Origin of the sequence: Amycolatopsis sp. lyj-23 (assembly GCF_046549135.1) — a bacterium.
Classification (GTDB): Bacteria; Actinomycetota; Actinomycetes; order Mycobacteriales; family Pseudonocardiaceae; genus Amycolatopsis.
Genome location: NZ_JAJPWN010000003.1, coordinates 83,077 through 99,460, shown reverse-complemented (window position 1 = coordinate 99,460; position 16,384 = coordinate 83,077). Strand labels below are relative to the sequence as shown.

Below are 16,384 nucleotides of genomic sequence, written 5' to 3'. Positions count from 1 at the left end.
GAGAGCAGGGCGATGGCCAGCACCGTCACCTCGCGCCGGAAGCAGCTCGGGAACGAGCTCCGGCATGCCCGCACCGCGGCGCGGATGACACAGCAGCAGGTCGCCGAGGTCCTCGGCTGCACCCAGGGCAAGGTCAACAAGATCGAGTCCGGTGCCGTCGGGGTGAAGCTCGGGGATGTGCGATCCATGCTGAACGCGTTCGGGATCAACGGCGAAGAAGCCGACACGCTGATGAACCTGGCGCGGGCCGCCGCCGGGCAGCGCGGCCACTGGTCCGGCTACCGGTCGGTGGTGCCGCACTGGTTCCGCACCTTCACCGACCTGGAGCCCGCGGCCGCGGAGATCCTCACCTGGCACGGTGAGCGCATCCCGGGGCCGCTGCAGTCCGAGCACTACATGCTCAAGCAGTTCACCGAGGCCGGGGCGACCGACGTGACGTCGCTGGTCCGCAACCGCCTCGACCGCAAGGCGGTGTTCGAGCAGCAGCAGCCGCCGTACTACCGCTTCATCATCAGCGAAGGCGCGCTGCGCCGGGCACCCGGCGGGTACGCACCCGCGGTGATGCTCGACCAGGTCGAGCACCTGCTCTCGCTCGAGAAGCACCCGCGGGTCTACGTGCACGTACTGCCGTTCGGCGCGCGGCTGGCCGCGGTGCCCAACGACTTCACGATCATGCGGTTCCCGGACCGCACGCGGGACTTCGTCTACATCGAGCACTCGGCAGGCGGGCTCTACCTCGACGACGTCAAGGACTTCAACATCTTCGTCGACTCCTGGGACCGGCTGCGCGGTGCCGCGCTGGAGCGCCAGGAGACCCGGCAGTTCCTCAAGGAGCTCGCGGAGGGTTACCGCGCGCAGATGCAGCAGCTCCAATAGGGCGAATGGCCGTGTGAAGTGTCCCGGCGTGTGAACAACTTTCGGTAGAGTCACTGCGTTGCGCCTGAATCCACCGGAAAGTTGCCGCTCGAAGGGGACGTCGTGGACCCCGACTTCCTTCCCGATGTCATCGATCTGGACCGCCCGAGCGTGGCCCGCATCTACGACTGGGCGCTGGGCGGCACCGCGAACTGGGCGATCGACCGGCAGTACGGCGAGCAGGCGCTCAAAGTGTTCCCGCTGGCGAAGACCCTGGCCCGCGCCAACCGCGACTTCCTCGGCCGGGCCGTCCGCTACTGCCTCGCCGAAGGCATCACGCAGTTCCTCGACCTCGGCTCCGGCATCCCGACCGCGGGCAACGTGCACGAGGTCGCCGACGACTACGCCGACGACAGCCGGTGCGTCTACGTCGACTGCGAGCCGGTCGCGGTCGCGCACGGGCGGATGCTGCTCGAAGAGGCCGGCGATCCGGAGCGGCACGCCGTGCTGCACGCCGACCTGCGGGACGCCGGCGAAGTCTGGGACGCCGCGCTGGCCACCGGCGTGCTCGACCCGGACCGGCCGATCTGCCTGCTCACCGTGGCGGTGCTGCACTTCCTGCCGGACGTCACCGGTGTCCGCGAAGCCATCCGCGACTACCGGACCCTCCTGGCGCCCGGGTCGGCGTACGTCCTTTCGCACGCGACCGAGTCCGGTGTCGAAGGCGAAGAGCTGGAGCAGATCCGGCGGCTCGTGAAGCTCTCCGAACAGTCGAGCTCGCCCGCGGTTTCCCGGTCCCTCGCCGAGATCGCCGCGTTCTTCGGTACCTTCGACGTCGTCGAGCCCGGGATCGTGCCTGTGGGAGAGTGGCGCCCCGAGCCCGGCGCCGCCACGGTCCCCCTCGCGAGCGTGGTCGGCGGTGTCGGCCGCAAGCCTGGAGGACGCAATGACGACGCAGGACCCCGAAGCCCCTGAAGGCGTGGACCTGGACCGGCCGAACGCGGCGCGCATCTACGACTGGTTCCTCGGCGGCGACGCCAACTGGGCCATCGACCGGCAGTTCGGCGAGCAGGCGGTCAAGACCTTCCCGATGATCAAGACGGTCGCCCGCGCCGGCCGCGACTTCCTCGGCCGCGGCGTGCGCTACCTGGCGCGCAACGGCATCGACCAGTTCCTCGACCTCGGCTCCGGCGTCCCGACGGTCGGCAACGTCCACGAGGTCGCGACGGCGGTCAACCCGGACGCCCGGTGCGTGTACGTCGACAACGAGCCGGTCGCCGTCGCCCACTCACAGATCCTGCTGGAGCGGGAAGGCGTCGCGGGGCGGCACGCGGTGCTGCAGGGCGACCTGCGCGACCCGGCCGACATCTGGAAGCGCGCGCTCGACACCGGCGTCCTCGACCCGAACCGCCCGATCGGCCTGATCATGGTGGGCGTCCTGTACTTCCTCGGCGCCGACGAACCGGTGGCCCAGACCATCCGGAAGTACCTGTCGCTGCTGCCGGCCGGCTCGTACTTCCTGTCCTCGCACCTGACCAGCGACGGCCTGCAGCAGATGGCCGACGCCGACAGCCGCGAGACCATCATGAAGCAGTACAACCGGTCCAGCACGCCGATCCACCTGCGCACGCGGGCGGAGTTCACGTCGTTCTTCGAAGGGCTGGAGCTCGTCGAGCCGGGCATCGTCTACCTGCCCGAGTGGCACCCCGAGGAGATCGAGTCCAAGGCGACGAAGAAGCTCGCGAACGACCCGGCGTTCGTCGGCCACCTCTGCGGCCTGGGCCGCAAACCGTGACAGCGGCCGCCTACGACGCGATCGCCGTCAAGTACGCCGAATTCGTCGCCGGAGCCTGGGACAAGCACCCGCTGGAACGGGCGGTGTGGGCGGCGTTCGCGGATTCCGTGCGCGGCCGCGGCCCGGTCGCCGACCTCGGCTGCGGGCCCGGGCACCTGACGGCCCACCTGCGTTCCCTCGGCCTCGACAGCTTCGGTGTCGACCTGTCCCCGGTGATGGTCTCCCTCGCCAGGGCCGCGCACCCGGACCTGCGGTTCGAGGTGGGCTCGATGGCGGCGCTGGACATGCCGGACGCGTCCCTCGCCGGAATCCTGTCGTGGTACTCGCTGATCCACACGCCGCCCGCGGAAATTCCGGGCTGCTTCGCCGAATTCGCCCGAACGTCGGCGTCCGGCGGTCACGTTCTGCTGGGCTGCTTCGAATCCGGCGGCGGCCCGCTGGTGCCGTTCGACCACAAGGTGACGACGGCCTACAGCTGGCCGCTGGACGAACTGGCCGGGCTCGCCGCCGCGGCCGGGTTCACCGAGGTGGGGCGCGTGTACCGCGAGCCGGGCGCGGGGGAACGCCCGATGCGGCACGGCTGCCTGCTGCTGCGGAAACCGTAGCCGCGCAAGGCAAGAGCCCCGGTTCCGCAGGAAACCGGGGCTCTTTCGCGGTGGTACGGGTTCAGGCGCGCGAGCCGATGCGGCCGCGCATCAGCGGCGTCAGGTCGATCGAAGCTTCCAGCGGGCGGGTGGTGCGGACCCCGTCGGCGTGGCGGCGCAGCGGGAGGTCCTGGTCCGTGGCCCACGTCGTCGTCTTGCGCAGCGGCGCCTGGATCAGGCTGAAGCCGAAGCGGTTCCGCAGCTCGTTGCCGATGCCCCGGCGGCCACGGTGGGCTTCGTCTTCGCGGCGGAAGAGCGAGTTCACCCGGACGGCCATTCGTCTACACCCCCTGCTCTCGTCGCGGTGACCGGGCGGGTTCGCCGCCGGTCAGGTGCGTGCGGATCAGCTGGTGGTGGCCGTGGCGGCTGCCCGTCCGGAAGACGCGAGGCCGGTCCTCGACGATCACGCTGATCCTCCCCCGTGAGGTCGTGCGGTTCGGGTTTACCGGTGCCGGTTCCGGTCACTCCGGCACTTCGGCCCGCGCCGACGACCGTCTGCCGCGGGCAGCGAGTCGTTCACCGACACCGACGCCCCCGGCCGATGCGATTAATCCTACTCCTGGAATAATCTTCATGTCGAGGCCGGAACTAGTTGATCACCCGCTTGGCCCTGTGGCTTGGGCCATTGAGACACTGAGTAGCCGGGAGCGGGTGCCATCGGACCAGTTCGCGGCCGCGACCACATCGATCCTCGGAGGTACGACCCATGGCGGATTATCCGTCGTTCGCGGATTACGATCCGAACACGGCCGTGACCCTGTTCGAAGAGGCCGCCTGGGAGAAGTCGTTCGCCAGCGAGCCCAACGGCGGCAACTGCGTCGAGGTCAACCTGGGCAAGGACGGCCTGATCGGCGTCCGCGACACCAAGCTCGCGACCAGCCCCGTCTTCGTGTTCGACACCGCCGAGTGGGAAGCGTTCCTGGTCGCCGTCAAGGCCGGGCAGTTCGACCTGCCCGCCTGAACCCCGTCCCGCCGCCGGCTGGGCCGCGGAAGCGCCGTACCCCGGAAAGCAAATGGCGAAGGCCCCCTTCCCCGTCCTCTACGGTGAAGGAGGCCTTCGCGACGGCCCGAGTACGTCCGGACGCCGAATGTGAGCGGAATCTCACCCGGTTGCCGGAAGCTCACCCCCGCGCAACCGGCCGCGGGTCCGGCGCCAGGCCACCACGACGAGCACCACGAGCCCGATCAGCGGCAGCGTGCTGATCGCCCAGCTCACGCCCATCGGCGGCCCGGGCTGTTCCAGCACCTGGAGCGCCCGCAGCTCGCCGGTGCCGGAGCCCGCGGGGCCGTTGACGGTGAAGCGGAACGTCCACTCCCCGGCCCGCGGCATCGACCGGACGTCCAGGCCCCAGACCTCGCGTTTGCGCGGGTGCCGCACGAGCGGCTGGGCCCGCCGCTGCGCGCCTTCGGGGCCGGACATGGCGAGCGTGCCGGTCTTGTCGCTGATCCCGCCGTCGGGGATGAAGGTGAAGTCCAGCGACTGCATGGCTTTCAGCGGCCAGGTGCTGAACCCGACCGTCAGCCCGTACGGCCCGGCCTGCACCCGCTCGGTGTGCACGATGTTGACCGGCTCGTAGGCGTTCGCCGGCGCCGCGGTGGCGAACAGCAGCCCGGCCACGGCGGCCAGGGCCGAGAGCGTCTTACGCATCAGCGGTTTCCCCCTTCTTCGCGGGCGCCAGCAGGCACAGCATCCCGCCGAACCGCCACCCGGCGAACCCGCCGAGCAGCCCGAGCAGGCCGCTGAGCACGGCCGTCGTCGCCAGGTACCAGCCCGGCGGCAGGTGCGCGCCGGTGTGGAGCAGCGTCCGCTGCACCGGCAGGCTCACCCCGAGCAGCAGCCCGGCGATCCCGCCGGCGACCACGGACACCCGGCCCGCGCGCCACCCCCGGCGTCGGCCGGCCAGGTAGACCAGTTCCATCAGCGCGGCCACCGGCAGCAAGGCCATCGGTGCCAGCGACGGCATCGCCGGCACGCCGGAAACCGCGTCCCGCAACGGCAGGCCGACGAGGTCGGCGTAGGCCTTCGCCGCCCACGGCGAGAACCACCAGAACACCGCCTGCACGACCGCGACCAGCGCCGCGGTGCCGACCGCGCCACCCGGACGGCGCAGGAAGCCGGCCCCGACGGCGACCAGCAGCACCGCCATCATCGACGTCCCGATCGTGACCGGGTCGGCGTAGTCGCCCGGCACCTGCTGCAACCCCAGCGCCAGTACCGGCCCGAAGGTGAGCAGCACGGTCAGCGACGCCAGCGTGCCGAGCCGGCCCCAGCGGTGCTCGCGCGCCGCGGCGAACACCGCGGTCGTGCCGATGAGCGACACCGTGATCGACAGCAGCAGCCCGATGTGCGGCGGCGAGTCGATGACCGCGTCGAAGCCGTACAAGCCGTGCCACCACTGGTCCCACAGCCCGTAGAGCAGGAACATCGCGGCGCCGACGCCGGAGACCAGGTAGCCCAGCGGTGCCGCGAACGTCCGGCCGAACACGTTGACCACGCGCCCGCCGACCCGCGGGTCGACCGGCCGTCCCGCGCGCCGCGCCGCCGTCGTCAGCAGCACGACGGCGAGGCTCGCCAGGCCGACGACCGCGCTGCCCGCGTACAGGAACAGGTGCGGCAGCGTGAAGAACGTGTCCGGCCCGACGTCGTCGTGCCACTGGATGTCCCAGGTCAGCCCGACCAGCGACAGCAGCGACCCGCCGAGCACGACGTTCGCCGGCAGCAACCCCGGCCGCGCCTGTTTCGCCACCGACGTGGTGCGCACGCCGGATGCGGTGAGGTCCATTCCCCCTCCTCCTACTTGACCAACAACGGAAAGACGACCTGCGCGGGCCCGCCGGGGCCGCGCAGCGAAACGGTGATCTCCCACTGCCCGGCCATCGGCAGCGCGACGTCCGCGGCGCGGAAGCGGCCGGGCCCGTCCGGCCCGGCGGGCACCGGCGTGAGCGCGTGCCCCATCTGGGCCATGACCGGGGCGACCGTGACGGCTTCGGGAGCGGGCCCGGTCACCGCCACCGCGAACGTGTTGCCGCCGATGCGGGGCCGGTCCGCGGAGAACTGGACGGTGTAGGGCCCGGAAACCGCCTGCTGCGTCGAGGGTTTCGCGGCGCCGCCGCCCCAGAACAGCCACGCGGCACCGGCCGCGACGACCAGGGCGACGACGGCGATCAGCAACGTCGGGCGTTTCACCGGCCTGCTCCCGTCGCCGGGACGTCGACCACGGCGGGCACGGTGAGCACCCGGTAGCCGCGTTCGGCCTGCAGCCAGATCCGGTACCGGCCCGGCGCGGCGAAGGTGTAGGTGAAGCCGACGTCCGGGCCGTAGGCGGCGACCGTCTCATCAGGACGGTCGAGCTGGCCCGCTACGGGCGGGATCATCGCGTGGACGTGCGCCCACGTCGGTGCCTTCGCGGCGCTTTCGCCGACCGGTCCGGTGATCGGCCCGGCGATGATCAGGTGGCCCAGCATGCCGAGCCACGGCTGGAGGTCGGCGGTGCGGAAGTGCGCGGTGATCGTCGACGGCGAACCCGGGGTGATCGTGAGGTCCACCGGGGTGCCGTCGACCGTCCGCGCTCCGGCGCCGGTGGGCTCGGGTGCGGGCGCGGCGGTGCCGTGCAGGTCCACAGTGGACCGGACCAGCTGGACCCCGCCGCCGCGCCGGGCGAGTTCCGCGGCGACGGCGTACGTGCCCGCCTCCGGATCGGCGACGTGGACGCGGTAGTCCCCGGGCCCGACGCGCACCGGGTGCAGGTGGCTCAGCCGTCCCGACGGCGAAACCAGCACCAGGTGCACGAGGGCGTTGTCGTGGACGAGCAGGTCGTCGGCCGGGCGGCCGGTGGCGCCGTCGGTGAAGGCCAGCCGCAGGCCGTCGGGTTCCGGGCGGACCGCGAGGTTCACCGGCGGCCGGGAGTAATCCACTGTGGACAGCGGCAGGTTTCCGTACGGGTCGGTGACGTTGTCGGACGTCGGATCCAGCTGGCTGCCGGGCGCGGGTGGCGGGGGAGTGCTCGCCGACAGCAGCGCGCCGGTGACGGCGACGGCGATCGCCGCGACCGCGCCGCCGGCCGGGATCAGCGCGAACGCCGTCCGCCGGGCCCGCAGGCCCACGGCCAGGGCGATGAGCAGGAACGCGCCCGCGGCGACGAACCCGCCGTAGGTCGCCCGCTCCCACGGCGGGACCACCCGCGCGGGCACGACGAACGGGATCGTCGCCGGTGCGCCGGTGCCGTCGCTCAGCGAGAGTTCCCACGGTCCCGGTTTGTCGACTTGGAGGTTCCCCGCGTAGACCCCGGGTGCGGCGCCCAGGACCACGTCGGTGCGCGAACTCGGGACGCCGCCGGCCGCGACGGCCAGGTGCAGCGTGCCGGGCGCGGTGCCCTGGTGCGTCACGACGTCGACCCGCAGTGGCGACGGTGTCGTGTCCACGCGGCGGATGATCACGGTGAGCTCGCGCGCGCCGAGCGTCTGGGCGATCTGGATGTCGGTGCCGCTCGGTGCGCCGTCGGCGTGCGCGGTCCCGCCGCCGGCCGCGATCCCCAGCGCGACCAGCAGCATCAGCAGTGCTGCTTTCGGTTTGCTCCCCATTGTGCGCTGAACCTAACCGGCGCAGCCGGTGGCGGGCGTCACGGCGGCGAGGGAATTCCGGTCCCCAGTTCGGGGGACCGGAACCCCCGGGAGACTCAGGGATCGAGGAACCGCCGCAGGTGGGCGACGACTTCGCCGGGCTGCTCCTCGGGGAGGAAGTGACCGCACTCGGCGAGGGCTGCGCCGGTGACGTCGTCGGCGTACTCCCGCCAGATCTCGAGGGTGGGGAGGGTGCCGAGCAGGCCGTTCGCGCCCCAGAGGGCGAGCAGTGGCCGGGTGAGCCGCTTCCCGGCCGCGAAGTCGGCGTCGTCGAGTCCGGCGTCGTCCGGGAAGGAGGCGCGGTAGTCGTCGAAGCCGGCCCGCAGCGCGCCGGGCTGGGAGAAGGCGCGGACGTACTCGGCCTGCGCGTCGGCGTCGAGGGCGTGGCGCTGGTGGGTCCAGCGCTCGAAGAAGTAGCCGAGGTAGGCGGCGATGTCCCGGCCCGCCAGCAGTTCCGGCAGGTCGGGCTGGAGGTGGAAGAGCCAGTGCCAGTACGCCTTGGCGATGCCGGCGTCCATGCGCTGCCACATCGCGCGGGTCGGGGCGATGTCCAGCACGGCCAGGCGGTCGACCTGGTCCGGGCGGTCGAGGGCCCAGCGGTGGGCGACCCGGCCGCCGCGGTCGTGTCCGGCGACCGCGGTCTTCGTGAAGCCCAGGTGGTCGGCCAGCGCGGCGATGTCGGCGGCCATCGTGCGCTTGTCGTAACCGGCGGGCGGCTTGTCGCTGCGGCCGTAGCCGCGCAGGTCGGGGGCGATGACGGTGTGCGTCTCGGCGAGCGGGGCCAGGACCTTGCGCCAGCAGTGCGACGTCTGCGGCCAGCCGTGCAGCAGGAACAGCGGCGGGCCGTCGCCGGCGCGGAGGTAGTGCAGGCGGATGCCGTTCACGGTGGCGATGTTCTCTAACCGGTTCATGGGGTTAGACGATAGCGCTGCCTCTAACTGTCTTCAAGGGTTAGAATGACGGGCATGGAGTGGGTCTTCGACGGCGGACGGCCGTGCCTCGACCTCGTCAACACGCTGCGCAGCCGGCACGACGAGGCAGTCGAGCTGCTGACGAGCCCGGACGCGCTGGCGGAGTGGCTGTCGCGCGCCGGGTTCACGACGGGCCCGGTGCCGGTGACGGCGGGCAACGTGCTGGCGGCGAAGGCGCTGCGGGAGGCGATCGACCGGGTGCTGCTGCCGCCGGAAGAGCTGTCGAAGATGGACGTCGAGCTGGTCAACAACGCGGCCGCCTCGGCACCGGCGCCCCCACCGCGGCTGGCGCTGGCGGACGGCGTCCTGCGGCGCGAGGTCCCGGCCCCGAAGGACCCGGTGGCGGCGGCGTTCGCGGCACTGGCGGCGGACGCGATCGACCTGGCGACGAGCGACGCGGAGGTCCGCATCTGCGCGGCCGACGACTGCGGCCTCCGGTTCTGCGACGCCTCCCCGCGCCGGAACCGCCAGTGGTGCTCGATGTCCCGCTGCGGCAACCGAGCCAAGGCCCGCGCCCACTACGCCCGAACCCAAACCCGCGACTGACCCCGGTTCTCCCGTGACCGGAGAGATGCCGCTCCAATCACGTGTGATGCCCCTGCCGACTCGGTCAGAGGGTCGGCTTTGCGCCCGGGCCGTCGCCGCGGGTCAGTGCGCGGTACACCTTCGGGTGCGCGCGGAACCACACGTTGAGCCTTCCGACCCACCGCATCGGCCCCGTTCGCAGCGCCGCCGGGATCGGTGTGCTCACCCACCGCACGCGGGCCGCGAACCGAGCGAACTTCCGCTGGTCCACGTCCGTCCACTGCAGACCCAGTGACTCCCGCAACGAAGGCGGCAAAGTGGCCCGTACCAGGAACATCTGCCCCCGCCGAAACCCCTGCCACCACGACGACGGCAGCCACCGGAACGGCTTCGGCACCGTGCGGATCGTCTCGAACAACGTCCCGATCGCCTCATTCAGCCCGAACCCGGCCACCATCTCGGCGTAGTACCGCTCGAACGCCGTCCAATCCGACGGCAGGTCCCGCTCCCGGACCCCGAGCAGGCGCCCGACGTCGCACATCTGCTGGTAGTACTCCGCAAGCTCCACATCGGACAGTGGCACCCCGAAGAACCGCTGCGCGTCAACAGGAGCCTTCATCAACGTCGCATGCACCCACGCGTACGCCGCCGGCTCCAACGCGCTGTAACGCCGTCCGTCCGCCAACCCCGTGAACGACCGGTGCAACGCCCGCAACCGCGCCGCTTCCACGCGCGCTCCCGCCGGGCCGCCGTACACGTAGATCGACAGCGACCCCACCGTCCGCAGCAGGCGCGTCCACGGGTCCGCCGTGTAGCCCGAATGATCCCGCACACCCGCCGCGACGACCGGGTGCGCCACCTGCAGCACCAGGACCTGCTCGGCCAGGAACGCGGCGCGGAAGTCGCCGAAGTACCGCCACACCGCCGTTCCGCGGACGATCGGGCGGGCCATCAAGCTCCGCGGAGCAGCATCATCAACGGCTCGGCCACCGGCGTGTCCGTCTCGCCCGTCGCCAGGCGGCGCAGCTGGAGGCCGGCGATCAGCGCCACCACCGGGCCCGCCAGCCGCCGGGGGTCCGGGACGCCCAGCGCGGCCAGGATCGTCACGGCCAGCTCGTCGTACGCCGCGAAGCAGCGCGACGAAGCTTCGTGCAGCTCGGGGTCGCGGGCGGACTGGAGGTACAGCTCGTGCGCGCCCAGCTCGTCGGTGCCGAACGGCAGCTGCGCGATCACCTGCTCGACCACTGACGCGGCCTGCTCCACGCTCAGCCCGGCCGCTCGGTAGCCGTCGACGATCGCGCCGAGCTTCGCCGTCTCCTCCTCGACGAACAGCAGCATCGCCTCGCGCAGCAACGCCGTCTGGCTCGGGAAGTGGTACGTCAGCGTGCCGAGCGAGACGCCCGCCGCGGCGACGATCCGGCGGTTGGTCAGGCCGCCGACGCCGTGCTCGCCGACGACGGTCAGCGCGCCGCGCAGGATGGCTTCCCGGGTGCTTACCAGCTTGTCTCGGGATGCCGCTCCGGCCACCGTTCGACCTCTTCCAGTTGCGCGGCAAGCGAAATCAGCCGCTCCTCGGCGTGCGACGGGCCGAGCAGCTGCGCGCCGAGCGGCAGCCCGCCGTCCGTGAGCCCGGCCGGGACGTTGACCCCCGGCCAGCCCAGCACGTTCCACGGCCAAGCGTACGGGCAGGCGGCGATCATGGCCTGGTCGGTCTCCCAGCCGGACAGCCCGTCGAACGCGCCGACCGGCGGCGGCGGGGTCGCGGTGGTCGGCGTCAGCAGGACGTCGACGCGGCCGAACACCGAGCCGATCCGCCGGTGCAGGCCCGGCTCGAGCGCGCGGGCCAGCCGCAGGGCCGGCCCGGCGAGCAGGCGGCCGTGGCCGGCGTTGCTGCGCGTGCGCGGGTCGAGCCCGGCCCGGTCGGGCACCCGCAGCGTCCAATCGCGGACGCCGGTGAGCGACCGCGGCAGGAACGTCAGCCCGATCAGCCCGTAGTCCGGCTCGACCTCGACGATCTCGTGGCCCAGTCCGGCCAGCGACTCGGCGAGCCGCCGCACGGACGCTTCGACGACCGGGTCGAGCCGGGTCCTGGTGGCGGTGAACGGGATCCGCGTCGACAGCCCGATCCGCAGCCGGCCCGGTTCACGCGCGGCGGCGGTCCGGAACGTGCTTCCGGTGTCCGCGACGACGTCCAGCAGCAGGGCCGCGTCTTCGACGGTCCGGGCGAGCGGGCCGAGCACGGTCAGGCCGTGGAACAGCTCGCCCCCGGTCGGGATCCGGCCGCGCTGGGGCTTGATGCCGACGAGCCCGGTCCACGCGGCCGGGATGCGCACCGAGCCGGCGCCGTCGGACCCGAGCGCGGCCGCGATGGCCCCCGACGCCACCGCGGCCGCGCTCCCGCCCGAAGAACCCCCGGGGGTGTGGCCGGGGTGCCACGGGTTGCGCGTCACGCCGAAGGCCGGGCCCTCGGTGAACGGCCACTGGCCCAGCTCGGGGGTGTTCGTCTTGCCGATGACCACCGCACCGGCCGCGCGCAGCAGCGCGACCGCGGGCGCGTCGGAGGTGGCGCACGGGAACTCGCCGGCGCAGCCGAACGACGTGGGCAGCCCGGTGAGGTCGACGTCGTCCTTGATCGCGACGGGCACGCCGAGCAGCGGCGCGCGCTCGCCGGCGGCCAAGCGGCGGTCCGCTTCCGCGGCTTCCCCGATGGCCTCGTCGTCACGCAGGCAGCGGAAGGCGTTGAGCGTCGGCTGGCTCGCGTGCGCGCGCCCGAGCGCGGTCGCGATCAGCTCGGCGGAGGTGACCTCACCCGTGGCGAGCTGCGCGGCCTGCGTGGTGAGACCGGTGAAGTCCAGGCTCGTGGCGGTCATGGCCCCTCCCGGAGATCCTCGTTCGTTCGGACGAACGATACCGGATACCGCCGGTTTCCGGCCACCCGTGCGGCAGACTGGGTCCATGACCTTCGACTTCGCCGGGTTCCCGGACGCCGCCCTCGCCGCGATCCCCCGGGTCGACCTGGGTGGCTGGCCGACCCCGCTGCAGGCGGCACCCCGGCTCGGCGACGCCCTCGGCCTGCGCAACCTCTGGCTCAAGCGCGACGACGTCCACCCGCTCGGCGCCGGCGGCAACAAGCTCCGCAAGCTCGAATACCACCTCGGCGCGGCCGCGGCGGCCGGCGCCGGCACCGTGATCACCTTCGGCGCGCTCCAGACCAACCACGGCCGTCAGACCGCCGCCGCGTGCGCGAAGCTGGGCCTGCGCTGCGAACTCGTGCTCACCGCGAAGGTCCCGCGCGACGGCGACGCCTACGAACGCGGCGGCAACATCCCGCTGGACAAGCTCTTCGGCGCCACCGTCCACGTCTGCGCCGACGGCGAGGAGACCGGCCGCACGTACGACCGCCTGGTCGCCGAAGCGCAGGAGGAGGGCCGGCAGGTCTTCACCGTCCCCGTCGGCGGCTCCAACGACCTCGGCGCGCTCGGCTACGTCCGCGCCACCCGCGAACTCGCGCAGCAGCTGGCCGAACGCGGCGTCGAGCGCGCCCACCTCGTCGTCCCGCACGCCAGCGGCGGCACCGCGGCCGGGGTGGCGCTGGCCACCGCGCTGCTCGGGAACCTCGGCGTCGGCATCGCCTGCGTCAGCCACCCGCTCGACGAGGCCACGGCGAACCTCCGCGAGCTCGTCGACGGCGCCGCCAAGCTCCTCGGCGTCGAACCGCCGTCGCTCGCGCACACGAAGCTGGGCGATTCGACGCTCGGCCCCGGCTACGGCATCCCGACCGAGGCGGTCTGGAACGCCCTACGGCTCTTCGGGCGCACCGAGGGGGTGGTGCTCGATCCGGTCTACACCGGCAAAGTGGCCGCCGCGCTGGTCGAATGGGCCGGCCACTTCGCCCCGGACGACCACGTGGTGTTTCTGCACACCGGCGGCCTGCCCGGCCTGTACGGCTACGCGCCCGAATTCGCCGCCGCCGTCGAAGGCTGACTCCAGCCGGGTCGCGAGCCACAGCAGCGTGCCGAGCAACGCGATGTCGGCGAGCAGCAGCAGCCGCTGCATGACGCCGATCGGGAAGGCGTCGGAAACCTCGCGGAACGGCTCGATCCCGGCCTCGCTCAGCCGCACGAACAGGAAGCTCAGGGCGAAGAGCGCGAACGCCCCCGCGGACAGCCGGATCGCGCGCACCACCGCGACCCGCTCCGGACGGCCCCGCAGCGGCTCCAGCAGCGAGATCGCCGCGCCGGGCAGGCTGCAGAACGCGACCAGGCACGCGTAGAGGTGGATTTCGCCGCTCACCGGGTCCGGCGCCTCGGGGTAGCTCGCCGGGAAGACCGCCGCCGCGGCCAGCCCGAGCGCCCACAACGCGAGCAGCAGCCGTGTCGTCCGCGAGAGCGGCACCCCCGCGACCTGCAGCGCGCCGAGCACCGCGAGTGACCCGATGGCCAGCGACAGCACGCTCGCCGCGAGCATCCCTTCGCCGCGGTCGGTCACCGTGTAGCTCGACAGCGTGTCGTACACCGGGTTCCGCGAACTGACCACGTGCAGCACCACCGCCGTGAACAGCCCCCACCCGATCGCCGCCAGCGCCACGAGCCGCCACGGTCTCGTGCGCTTCCCCGTTTCCGTCCCCATGGGACCAGGGTGTCGGCAAACGCGACCCGGGTGATCAGGGAAGACCCTGAACAATCCCCGATTCGAAGTCCACGAGGACGAGCGCCTGGTCGTCGTGCCGCTTCGGCCGCGGCCAGCGTTCGCCGTCCGGATCCTGCTTCTCGGCGGTGCGGACGGCCGCCAGGACAGCGTCGGGCCCGTCGGTGCGGGTGATCGCCAGCACCTCGCGCCAGTCGAAGAGCTCGTACTGGTCGACGCCGATGGAGACGCCGTCGCTGGCGAGCAGCACGGCCTCGACGCTCGAACGCGGCCAGCTGCGCCGGACCGAGTGCGCGGCGGCGCCCGGGTCGGCTTCGGCGACCCAGAAGCCGTCGTGGGCGTTGCGCCGGCGCCGGACGTCGGCGCCGGTCTGGAGCAGCCCGCGCCGCCGCAGCCGCGCGAGCCGGTCGTCCGAGACGACGTCGACGCCGAAACCGCCGAAGCCGACCACCGGGCTGTCGGCCAGGACCAGGGCGTCGACGCGGTCGTCGAGCCAGCGCACGGCCGCGACCGTGCTCGACGGCGAACGCTGCGGCCGCAGGCGGTGTTCGGCCGTGACGGCGGCGATGGCGCTGGTCAGGACCTCGGTCAGGTCGGCAGCGGGGGCCGCGCGCAGGTCGTCGGCGAGGCGCCGGGCCAGCCGTTCGGCGTACCAGCCGCCCGGGGGCTGCGCGGGGTCCGACGAAGTGGCGCCGTCCAGGACGAGCACCGCGTTGTCCAGCACGACGACGTGGTCCTCGGTGGGGCGTGGGTGGCCGTCGGCGCCCACCCCGGCCCGCTCGGCGATCACGATCTCGGGCATCACCCGACTGTACGTCGCCCGTCCGGGGTGTTCGCGCTGAGCGTGTCAACCAGAGTTGACATGCTCGGGATGTCAACGTAAGTTGACAAGCATGACGGAGGCAACGGATTTGGCCGCCCGGGCGGGAGACCGCGATCCCCGGGTGGGACTGCGCGCGGTCGCCGCACTCCGGCGGCTGCTGGAACAACTGGAGGCCGTGCAGGTCCGCAGCGCGCGGGTGCACGGCTGGTCGTGGCAGGAAATCGCCGCCGAGCTGGGGGTCAGCCGGCAGGCCGTGCACAAGAAGTACGGGAGGCACTGATGTTCGAGAAGTTCACCCAGGACGCCCGGATGGCCGTCGTCGAGGCCCAGATCCGGGCCCGCGCCGCCAACGCCGGCGAGATCGACACCCCGCACCTGCTGGCCGGGATCGCCAACGTCGCACCCGGCGAGGGCGCCCGGTTGCTGACCCAGCTCGGGGTCACGCTGGCCGACATCGACGCCGACCTCGACCGGATCCGGCGCCGCGGCGGGGTCAGCGACGCGGACGCGGCCGCGCTGACCGAGTTCGGCATCGACGTCGACCGGATCGTCGAACGCATCGAGGAAACCCACGGCCAGGGGGCGCTCGCCGTCGGCCGGGCGCGGCCCCGGCGTGGGCACATCCCGTTCTCCGACCGGGCGAAGAAGACCTTGGAGCTGAGCCTCGGGGAAGCCAAGGGCCTGGGCGACGACTACCTGGGGGCGGAGCACATCCTGCTCGCGCTGACCCGGCAGCAGGGCACCGACGAGCTGCTCGCCCGGCGCGGCGTCGACTACGAGACGCTGCGCCGCACGGTGGTGCAGCGCAAGGCGGGCTAGTGACCCTCCTGCGGCTGCTGCTGTTCCCGCCAGGTCGTCAGGGGAAGCAGTGCCTGGGTGAGCGGCCCGATGGCCAGTGCGTAGAGCACGGTGCCGATCCCGACGGTCCCACCGAGCAGGAACCCGGCCGCGACCACGGTGACCTCGATGGCGGTGCGCACCAGCCGGACCGACCGGCCGGTGCGCCCGGCGAGCCCGGTCATCAGGCCGTCGCGGGGGCCGGGGCCCAGGCGGGCGCCGACGTAGGTGGCGGTGGCGACGCCGTTGAGCGCGACCCCGCCGACCAGCAGGACGATCTGCCAGACCAGGTCGTGCTGGTCGGGGAGGAACGCCCGGACGAGGTCGACCATGACCGAGATGACCACGACGTTCGCGATGGTGCCGATGCCGGGCCGCTGGCGCAGCGGGATCCACAGCAGCAGCACGACCACCGAGATCAGGCCGGTGACCGTGCCGAACGTCAGGCCGGTGTGCTTCAGCACGCCCTCGGCGAGCACGCTCCACGGCTCGAGGCCCAGGCCGGCCCGGGTGACCAGGGCGACGCTGGTGCCGTAGAGGGCGAGGCCTGCGAGCAGCTGGACGCTGCGGCGGACGGGGTCACGGGAGATCCGGACGGGCCGGAGATCGATCTGAGCCACGTCTCCACTATCGGCTTAAAGTGGCCTTGTAAACCATAGCCAATTCC

At 72.6% G+C, this 16,384-nt stretch carries 21 protein-coding genes and 1 pseudogene; 9 read left to right on the top strand and 13 right to left on the bottom strand.

Going from position 1 to position 16,384, the window contains the following annotated elements; genetic code table 11:
• The first annotated feature begins 12 nt into the window (after positions 1 to 12).
• From ACLJPY_RS06480 to ACLJPY_RS06465, 4 genes are all read left to right on the top strand, one after another.
• Positions 13 to 876: a helix-turn-helix domain-containing protein gene (locus ACLJPY_RS06480; RefSeq protein WP_013222333.1), complete on the top strand. Its 864-nt coding sequence runs from the start codon at positions 13 to 15 to the stop codon at positions 874 to 876.
• A 102-nt stretch (positions 877 to 978) separates the two neighbouring features.
• Positions 979 to 1,830, top strand: coding sequence for an SAM-dependent methyltransferase (locus tag ACLJPY_RS06475; protein WP_410587110.1), 852 nt, complete (start codon positions 979 to 981; stop codon positions 1,828 to 1,830).
• Complete coding sequence (locus tag ACLJPY_RS06470; protein ID WP_410587109.1) at positions 1,802 to 2,650, top strand: SAM-dependent methyltransferase; 849 nt, start codon at positions 1,802 to 1,804, stop codon at positions 2,648 to 2,650. Before ACLJPY_RS06475 ends, ACLJPY_RS06470 begins: the two co-directional genes overlap by 29 nt.
• Positions 2,647 to 3,255: a class I SAM-dependent DNA methyltransferase gene (locus tag ACLJPY_RS06465; RefSeq protein ID WP_410587108.1), complete on the top strand. Its 609-nt coding sequence runs from the start codon at positions 2,647 to 2,649 to the stop codon at positions 3,253 to 3,255. The genes ACLJPY_RS06470 and ACLJPY_RS06465 overlap by 4 nt, the downstream gene beginning before the upstream one ends.
• A gap of 61 nt (positions 3,256 to 3,316) precedes the next feature.
• Here the strand turns inward: ACLJPY_RS06465 and ACLJPY_RS06460 are convergent, their stop codons facing one another.
• Positions 3,317 to 3,571, bottom strand: coding sequence for a hypothetical protein (locus ACLJPY_RS06460; RefSeq protein WP_410587107.1), 255 nt, complete (start codon positions 3,569 to 3,571; stop codon positions 3,317 to 3,319).
• A 4-nt stretch (positions 3,572 to 3,575) separates the two neighbouring features.
• Positions 3,576 to 3,701 (bottom strand): hypothetical protein, encoded by a 126-nt coding sequence (locus ACLJPY_RS06455; protein WP_410587106.1) that lies wholly within the window; start codon positions 3,699 to 3,701, stop codon positions 3,576 to 3,578.
• A gap of 299 nt (positions 3,702 to 4,000) precedes the next feature.
• Here ACLJPY_RS06455 and ACLJPY_RS06450 point away from each other — a divergent pair, with 299 nt between their 5' ends.
• Complete coding sequence (locus ACLJPY_RS06450; protein WP_410587105.1) at positions 4,001 to 4,255, top strand: DUF397 domain-containing protein; 255 nt, start codon at positions 4,001 to 4,003, stop codon at positions 4,253 to 4,255.
• 141 nt (positions 4,256 to 4,396) lie between these two features.
• Here the strand turns inward: ACLJPY_RS06450 and ACLJPY_RS06445 are convergent, their stop codons facing one another.
• The 5 genes from ACLJPY_RS06445 to ACLJPY_RS06425 all read right to left on the bottom strand — a co-directional run bounded on the left by ACLJPY_RS06445 (position 4,397) and on the right by ACLJPY_RS06425 (position 8,825).
• Positions 4,397 to 4,942, bottom strand: a complete 546-nt coding sequence (locus ACLJPY_RS06445) for a hypothetical protein (protein WP_410587104.1) — start codon at positions 4,940 to 4,942, stop codon at positions 4,397 to 4,399.
• A complete protein-coding gene (locus ACLJPY_RS06440) occupies positions 4,935 to 6,077 on the bottom strand; it encodes a hypothetical protein (RefSeq protein WP_410587103.1) in 1,143 nt (380 codons plus the stop codon). The genes ACLJPY_RS06445 and ACLJPY_RS06440 overlap by 8 nt, the downstream gene beginning before the upstream one ends.
• An 11-nt stretch (positions 6,078 to 6,088) precedes the next feature.
• Positions 6,089 to 6,481, bottom strand: a complete 393-nt coding sequence (locus ACLJPY_RS06435) for a FixH family protein (RefSeq protein ID WP_410587102.1) — start codon at positions 6,479 to 6,481, stop codon at positions 6,089 to 6,091.
• On the bottom strand, positions 6,478 to 7,875 hold the full coding sequence (locus ACLJPY_RS06430) for a hypothetical protein (RefSeq protein ID WP_410587101.1): 1,398 nt from the start codon (positions 7,873 to 7,875) through the stop codon (positions 6,478 to 6,480). The genes ACLJPY_RS06435 and ACLJPY_RS06430 overlap by 4 nt, the downstream gene beginning before the upstream one ends.
• A 95-nt stretch (positions 7,876 to 7,970) precedes the next feature.
• The gene (locus tag ACLJPY_RS06425) at positions 7,971 to 8,825 is read right to left on the bottom strand and encodes an alpha/beta fold hydrolase (RefSeq protein WP_410587100.1); all 855 of its coding nucleotides are present in this window, start codon (positions 8,823 to 8,825) and stop codon (positions 7,971 to 7,973) included.
• Positions 8,826 to 8,879: 54 nt separating this feature from the next.
• Here ACLJPY_RS06425 and ACLJPY_RS06420 point away from each other — a divergent pair, with 54 nt between their 5' ends.
• Positions 8,880 to 9,431 carry a CGNR zinc finger domain-containing protein gene (locus tag ACLJPY_RS06420; protein WP_410587099.1) on the top strand — a complete coding sequence of 184 codons (552 nt, stop codon included), beginning with the start codon at positions 8,880 to 8,882 and terminating at the stop codon, positions 9,429 to 9,431.
• Positions 9,432 to 9,495: 64 nt separating this feature from the next.
• Here the strand turns inward: ACLJPY_RS06420 and ACLJPY_RS06415 are convergent, their stop codons facing one another.
• Genes ACLJPY_RS06415 through ACLJPY_RS06405 form a run of 3 tightly spaced genes read right to left on the bottom strand, consistent with a single transcriptional unit; the run spans position 9,496 to position 12,280 of the window.
• The gene (locus ACLJPY_RS06415) at positions 9,496 to 10,362 is read right to left on the bottom strand and encodes an oxygenase MpaB family protein (RefSeq protein ID WP_410587098.1); all 867 of its coding nucleotides are present in this window, start codon (positions 10,360 to 10,362) and stop codon (positions 9,496 to 9,498) included.
• A complete protein-coding gene (locus tag ACLJPY_RS06410; protein ID WP_410587097.1) occupies positions 10,362 to 10,937 on the bottom strand; it encodes a TetR/AcrR family transcriptional regulator in 576 nt (191 codons plus the stop codon). Before ACLJPY_RS06410 ends, ACLJPY_RS06415 begins: the two co-directional genes overlap by 1 nt.
• Positions 10,904 to 12,280, bottom strand: coding sequence for an amidase (locus ACLJPY_RS06405; protein ID WP_410587096.1), 1,377 nt, complete (start codon positions 12,278 to 12,280; stop codon positions 10,904 to 10,906). The genes ACLJPY_RS06410 and ACLJPY_RS06405 overlap by 34 nt, the downstream gene beginning before the upstream one ends.
• Positions 12,281 to 12,365: 85 nt before the next feature.
• Between ACLJPY_RS06405 and ACLJPY_RS06400 the strand changes: the two genes are divergently transcribed.
• Positions 12,366 to 13,394: a D-cysteine desulfhydrase family protein gene (locus ACLJPY_RS06400; protein WP_410587095.1), complete on the top strand. Its 1,029-nt coding sequence runs from the start codon at positions 12,366 to 12,368 to the stop codon at positions 13,392 to 13,394.
• A 78-nt stretch (positions 13,395 to 13,472) separates the two neighbouring features.
• Here the strand turns inward: ACLJPY_RS06400 and ACLJPY_RS06395 are convergent.
• Positions 13,473 to 14,039: pseudogene (locus tag ACLJPY_RS06395) on the bottom strand (DUF998 domain-containing protein); the annotation flags it as partial.
• Between the two features lie 34 nt (positions 14,040 to 14,073).
• Positions 14,074 to 14,859 carry a protein phosphatase 2C domain-containing protein gene (locus tag ACLJPY_RS06390; RefSeq protein ID WP_410587094.1) on the bottom strand — a complete coding sequence of 262 codons (786 nt, stop codon included), beginning with the start codon at positions 14,857 to 14,859 and terminating at the stop codon, positions 14,074 to 14,076.
• Positions 14,860 to 14,950: 91 nt separating this feature from the next.
• Here ACLJPY_RS06390 and ACLJPY_RS06385 point away from each other — a divergent pair, with 91 nt between their 5' ends.
• The gene (locus tag ACLJPY_RS06385; protein WP_004559389.1) at positions 14,951 to 15,160 is read left to right on the top strand and encodes a sigma factor-like helix-turn-helix DNA-binding protein; all 210 of its coding nucleotides are present in this window, start codon (positions 14,951 to 14,953) and stop codon (positions 15,158 to 15,160) included.
• Positions 15,160 to 15,699: a Clp protease N-terminal domain-containing protein gene (locus ACLJPY_RS06380; RefSeq protein ID WP_410587093.1), complete on the top strand. Its 540-nt coding sequence runs from the start codon at positions 15,160 to 15,162 to the stop codon at positions 15,697 to 15,699. The genes ACLJPY_RS06385 and ACLJPY_RS06380 overlap by 1 nt, the downstream gene beginning before the upstream one ends.
• Here the strand turns inward: ACLJPY_RS06380 and ACLJPY_RS06375 are convergent.
• Positions 15,696 to 16,337, bottom strand: a complete 642-nt coding sequence (locus ACLJPY_RS06375) for a YczE/YyaS/YitT family protein (RefSeq protein WP_410587092.1) — start codon at positions 16,335 to 16,337, stop codon at positions 15,696 to 15,698. The genes ACLJPY_RS06380 and ACLJPY_RS06375 overlap by 4 nt on opposite strands.
• Positions 16,338 to 16,384: the final 47 nt, after the last annotated feature.

Coding starts and splice junctions, on each gene's coding strand:
- ACLJPY_RS06430 (WP_410587101.1), bottom strand. CDS start 7,875: ATGGGGAGCAAACCGAAAGCAGCACTGCTGATGCTGCTGGTCGCGCTG.
- ACLJPY_RS06390 (WP_410587094.1), bottom strand. CDS start 14,859: ATGCCCGAGATCGTGATCGCCGAGCGGGCCGGGGTGGGCGCCGACGGC.
- ACLJPY_RS06440 (WP_410587103.1), bottom strand. CDS start 6,077: ATGGACCTCACCGCATCCGGCGTGCGCACCACGTCGGTGGCGAAACAG.
- ACLJPY_RS06380 (WP_410587093.1), top strand. CDS start 15,160: ATGTTCGAGAAGTTCACCCAGGACGCCCGGATGGCCGTCGTCGAGGCC.
- ACLJPY_RS06420 (WP_410587099.1), top strand. CDS start 8,880: ATGGAGTGGGTCTTCGACGGCGGACGGCCGTGCCTCGACCTCGTCAAC.
- ACLJPY_RS06385 (WP_004559389.1), top strand. CDS start 14,951: ATGACGGAGGCAACGGATTTGGCCGCCCGGGCGGGAGACCGCGATCCC.
- ACLJPY_RS06450 (WP_410587105.1), top strand. CDS start 4,001: ATGGCGGATTATCCGTCGTTCGCGGATTACGATCCGAACACGGCCGTG.
- ACLJPY_RS06480 (WP_013222333.1), top strand. CDS start 13: ATGGCCAGCACCGTCACCTCGCGCCGGAAGCAGCTCGGGAACGAGCTC.
- ACLJPY_RS06400 (WP_410587095.1), top strand. CDS start 12,366: ATGACCTTCGACTTCGCCGGGTTCCCGGACGCCGCCCTCGCCGCGATC.
- ACLJPY_RS06405 (WP_410587096.1), bottom strand. CDS start 12,280: ATGACCGCCACGAGCCTGGACTTCACCGGTCTCACCACGCAGGCCGCG.
- ACLJPY_RS06460 (WP_410587107.1), bottom strand. CDS start 3,571: ATGGCCGTCCGGGTGAACTCGCTCTTCCGCCGCGAAGACGAAGCCCAC.
- ACLJPY_RS06425 (WP_410587100.1), bottom strand. CDS start 8,825: ATGAACCGGTTAGAGAACATCGCCACCGTGAACGGCATCCGCCTGCAC.
- ACLJPY_RS06445 (WP_410587104.1), bottom strand. CDS start 4,942: ATGCGTAAGACGCTCTCGGCCCTGGCCGCCGTGGCCGGGCTGCTGTTC.
- ACLJPY_RS06470 (WP_410587109.1), top strand. CDS start 1,802: ATGACGACGCAGGACCCCGAAGCCCCTGAAGGCGTGGACCTGGACCGG.
- ACLJPY_RS06415 (WP_410587098.1), bottom strand. CDS start 10,362: ATGGCCCGCCCGATCGTCCGCGGAACGGCGGTGTGGCGGTACTTCGGC.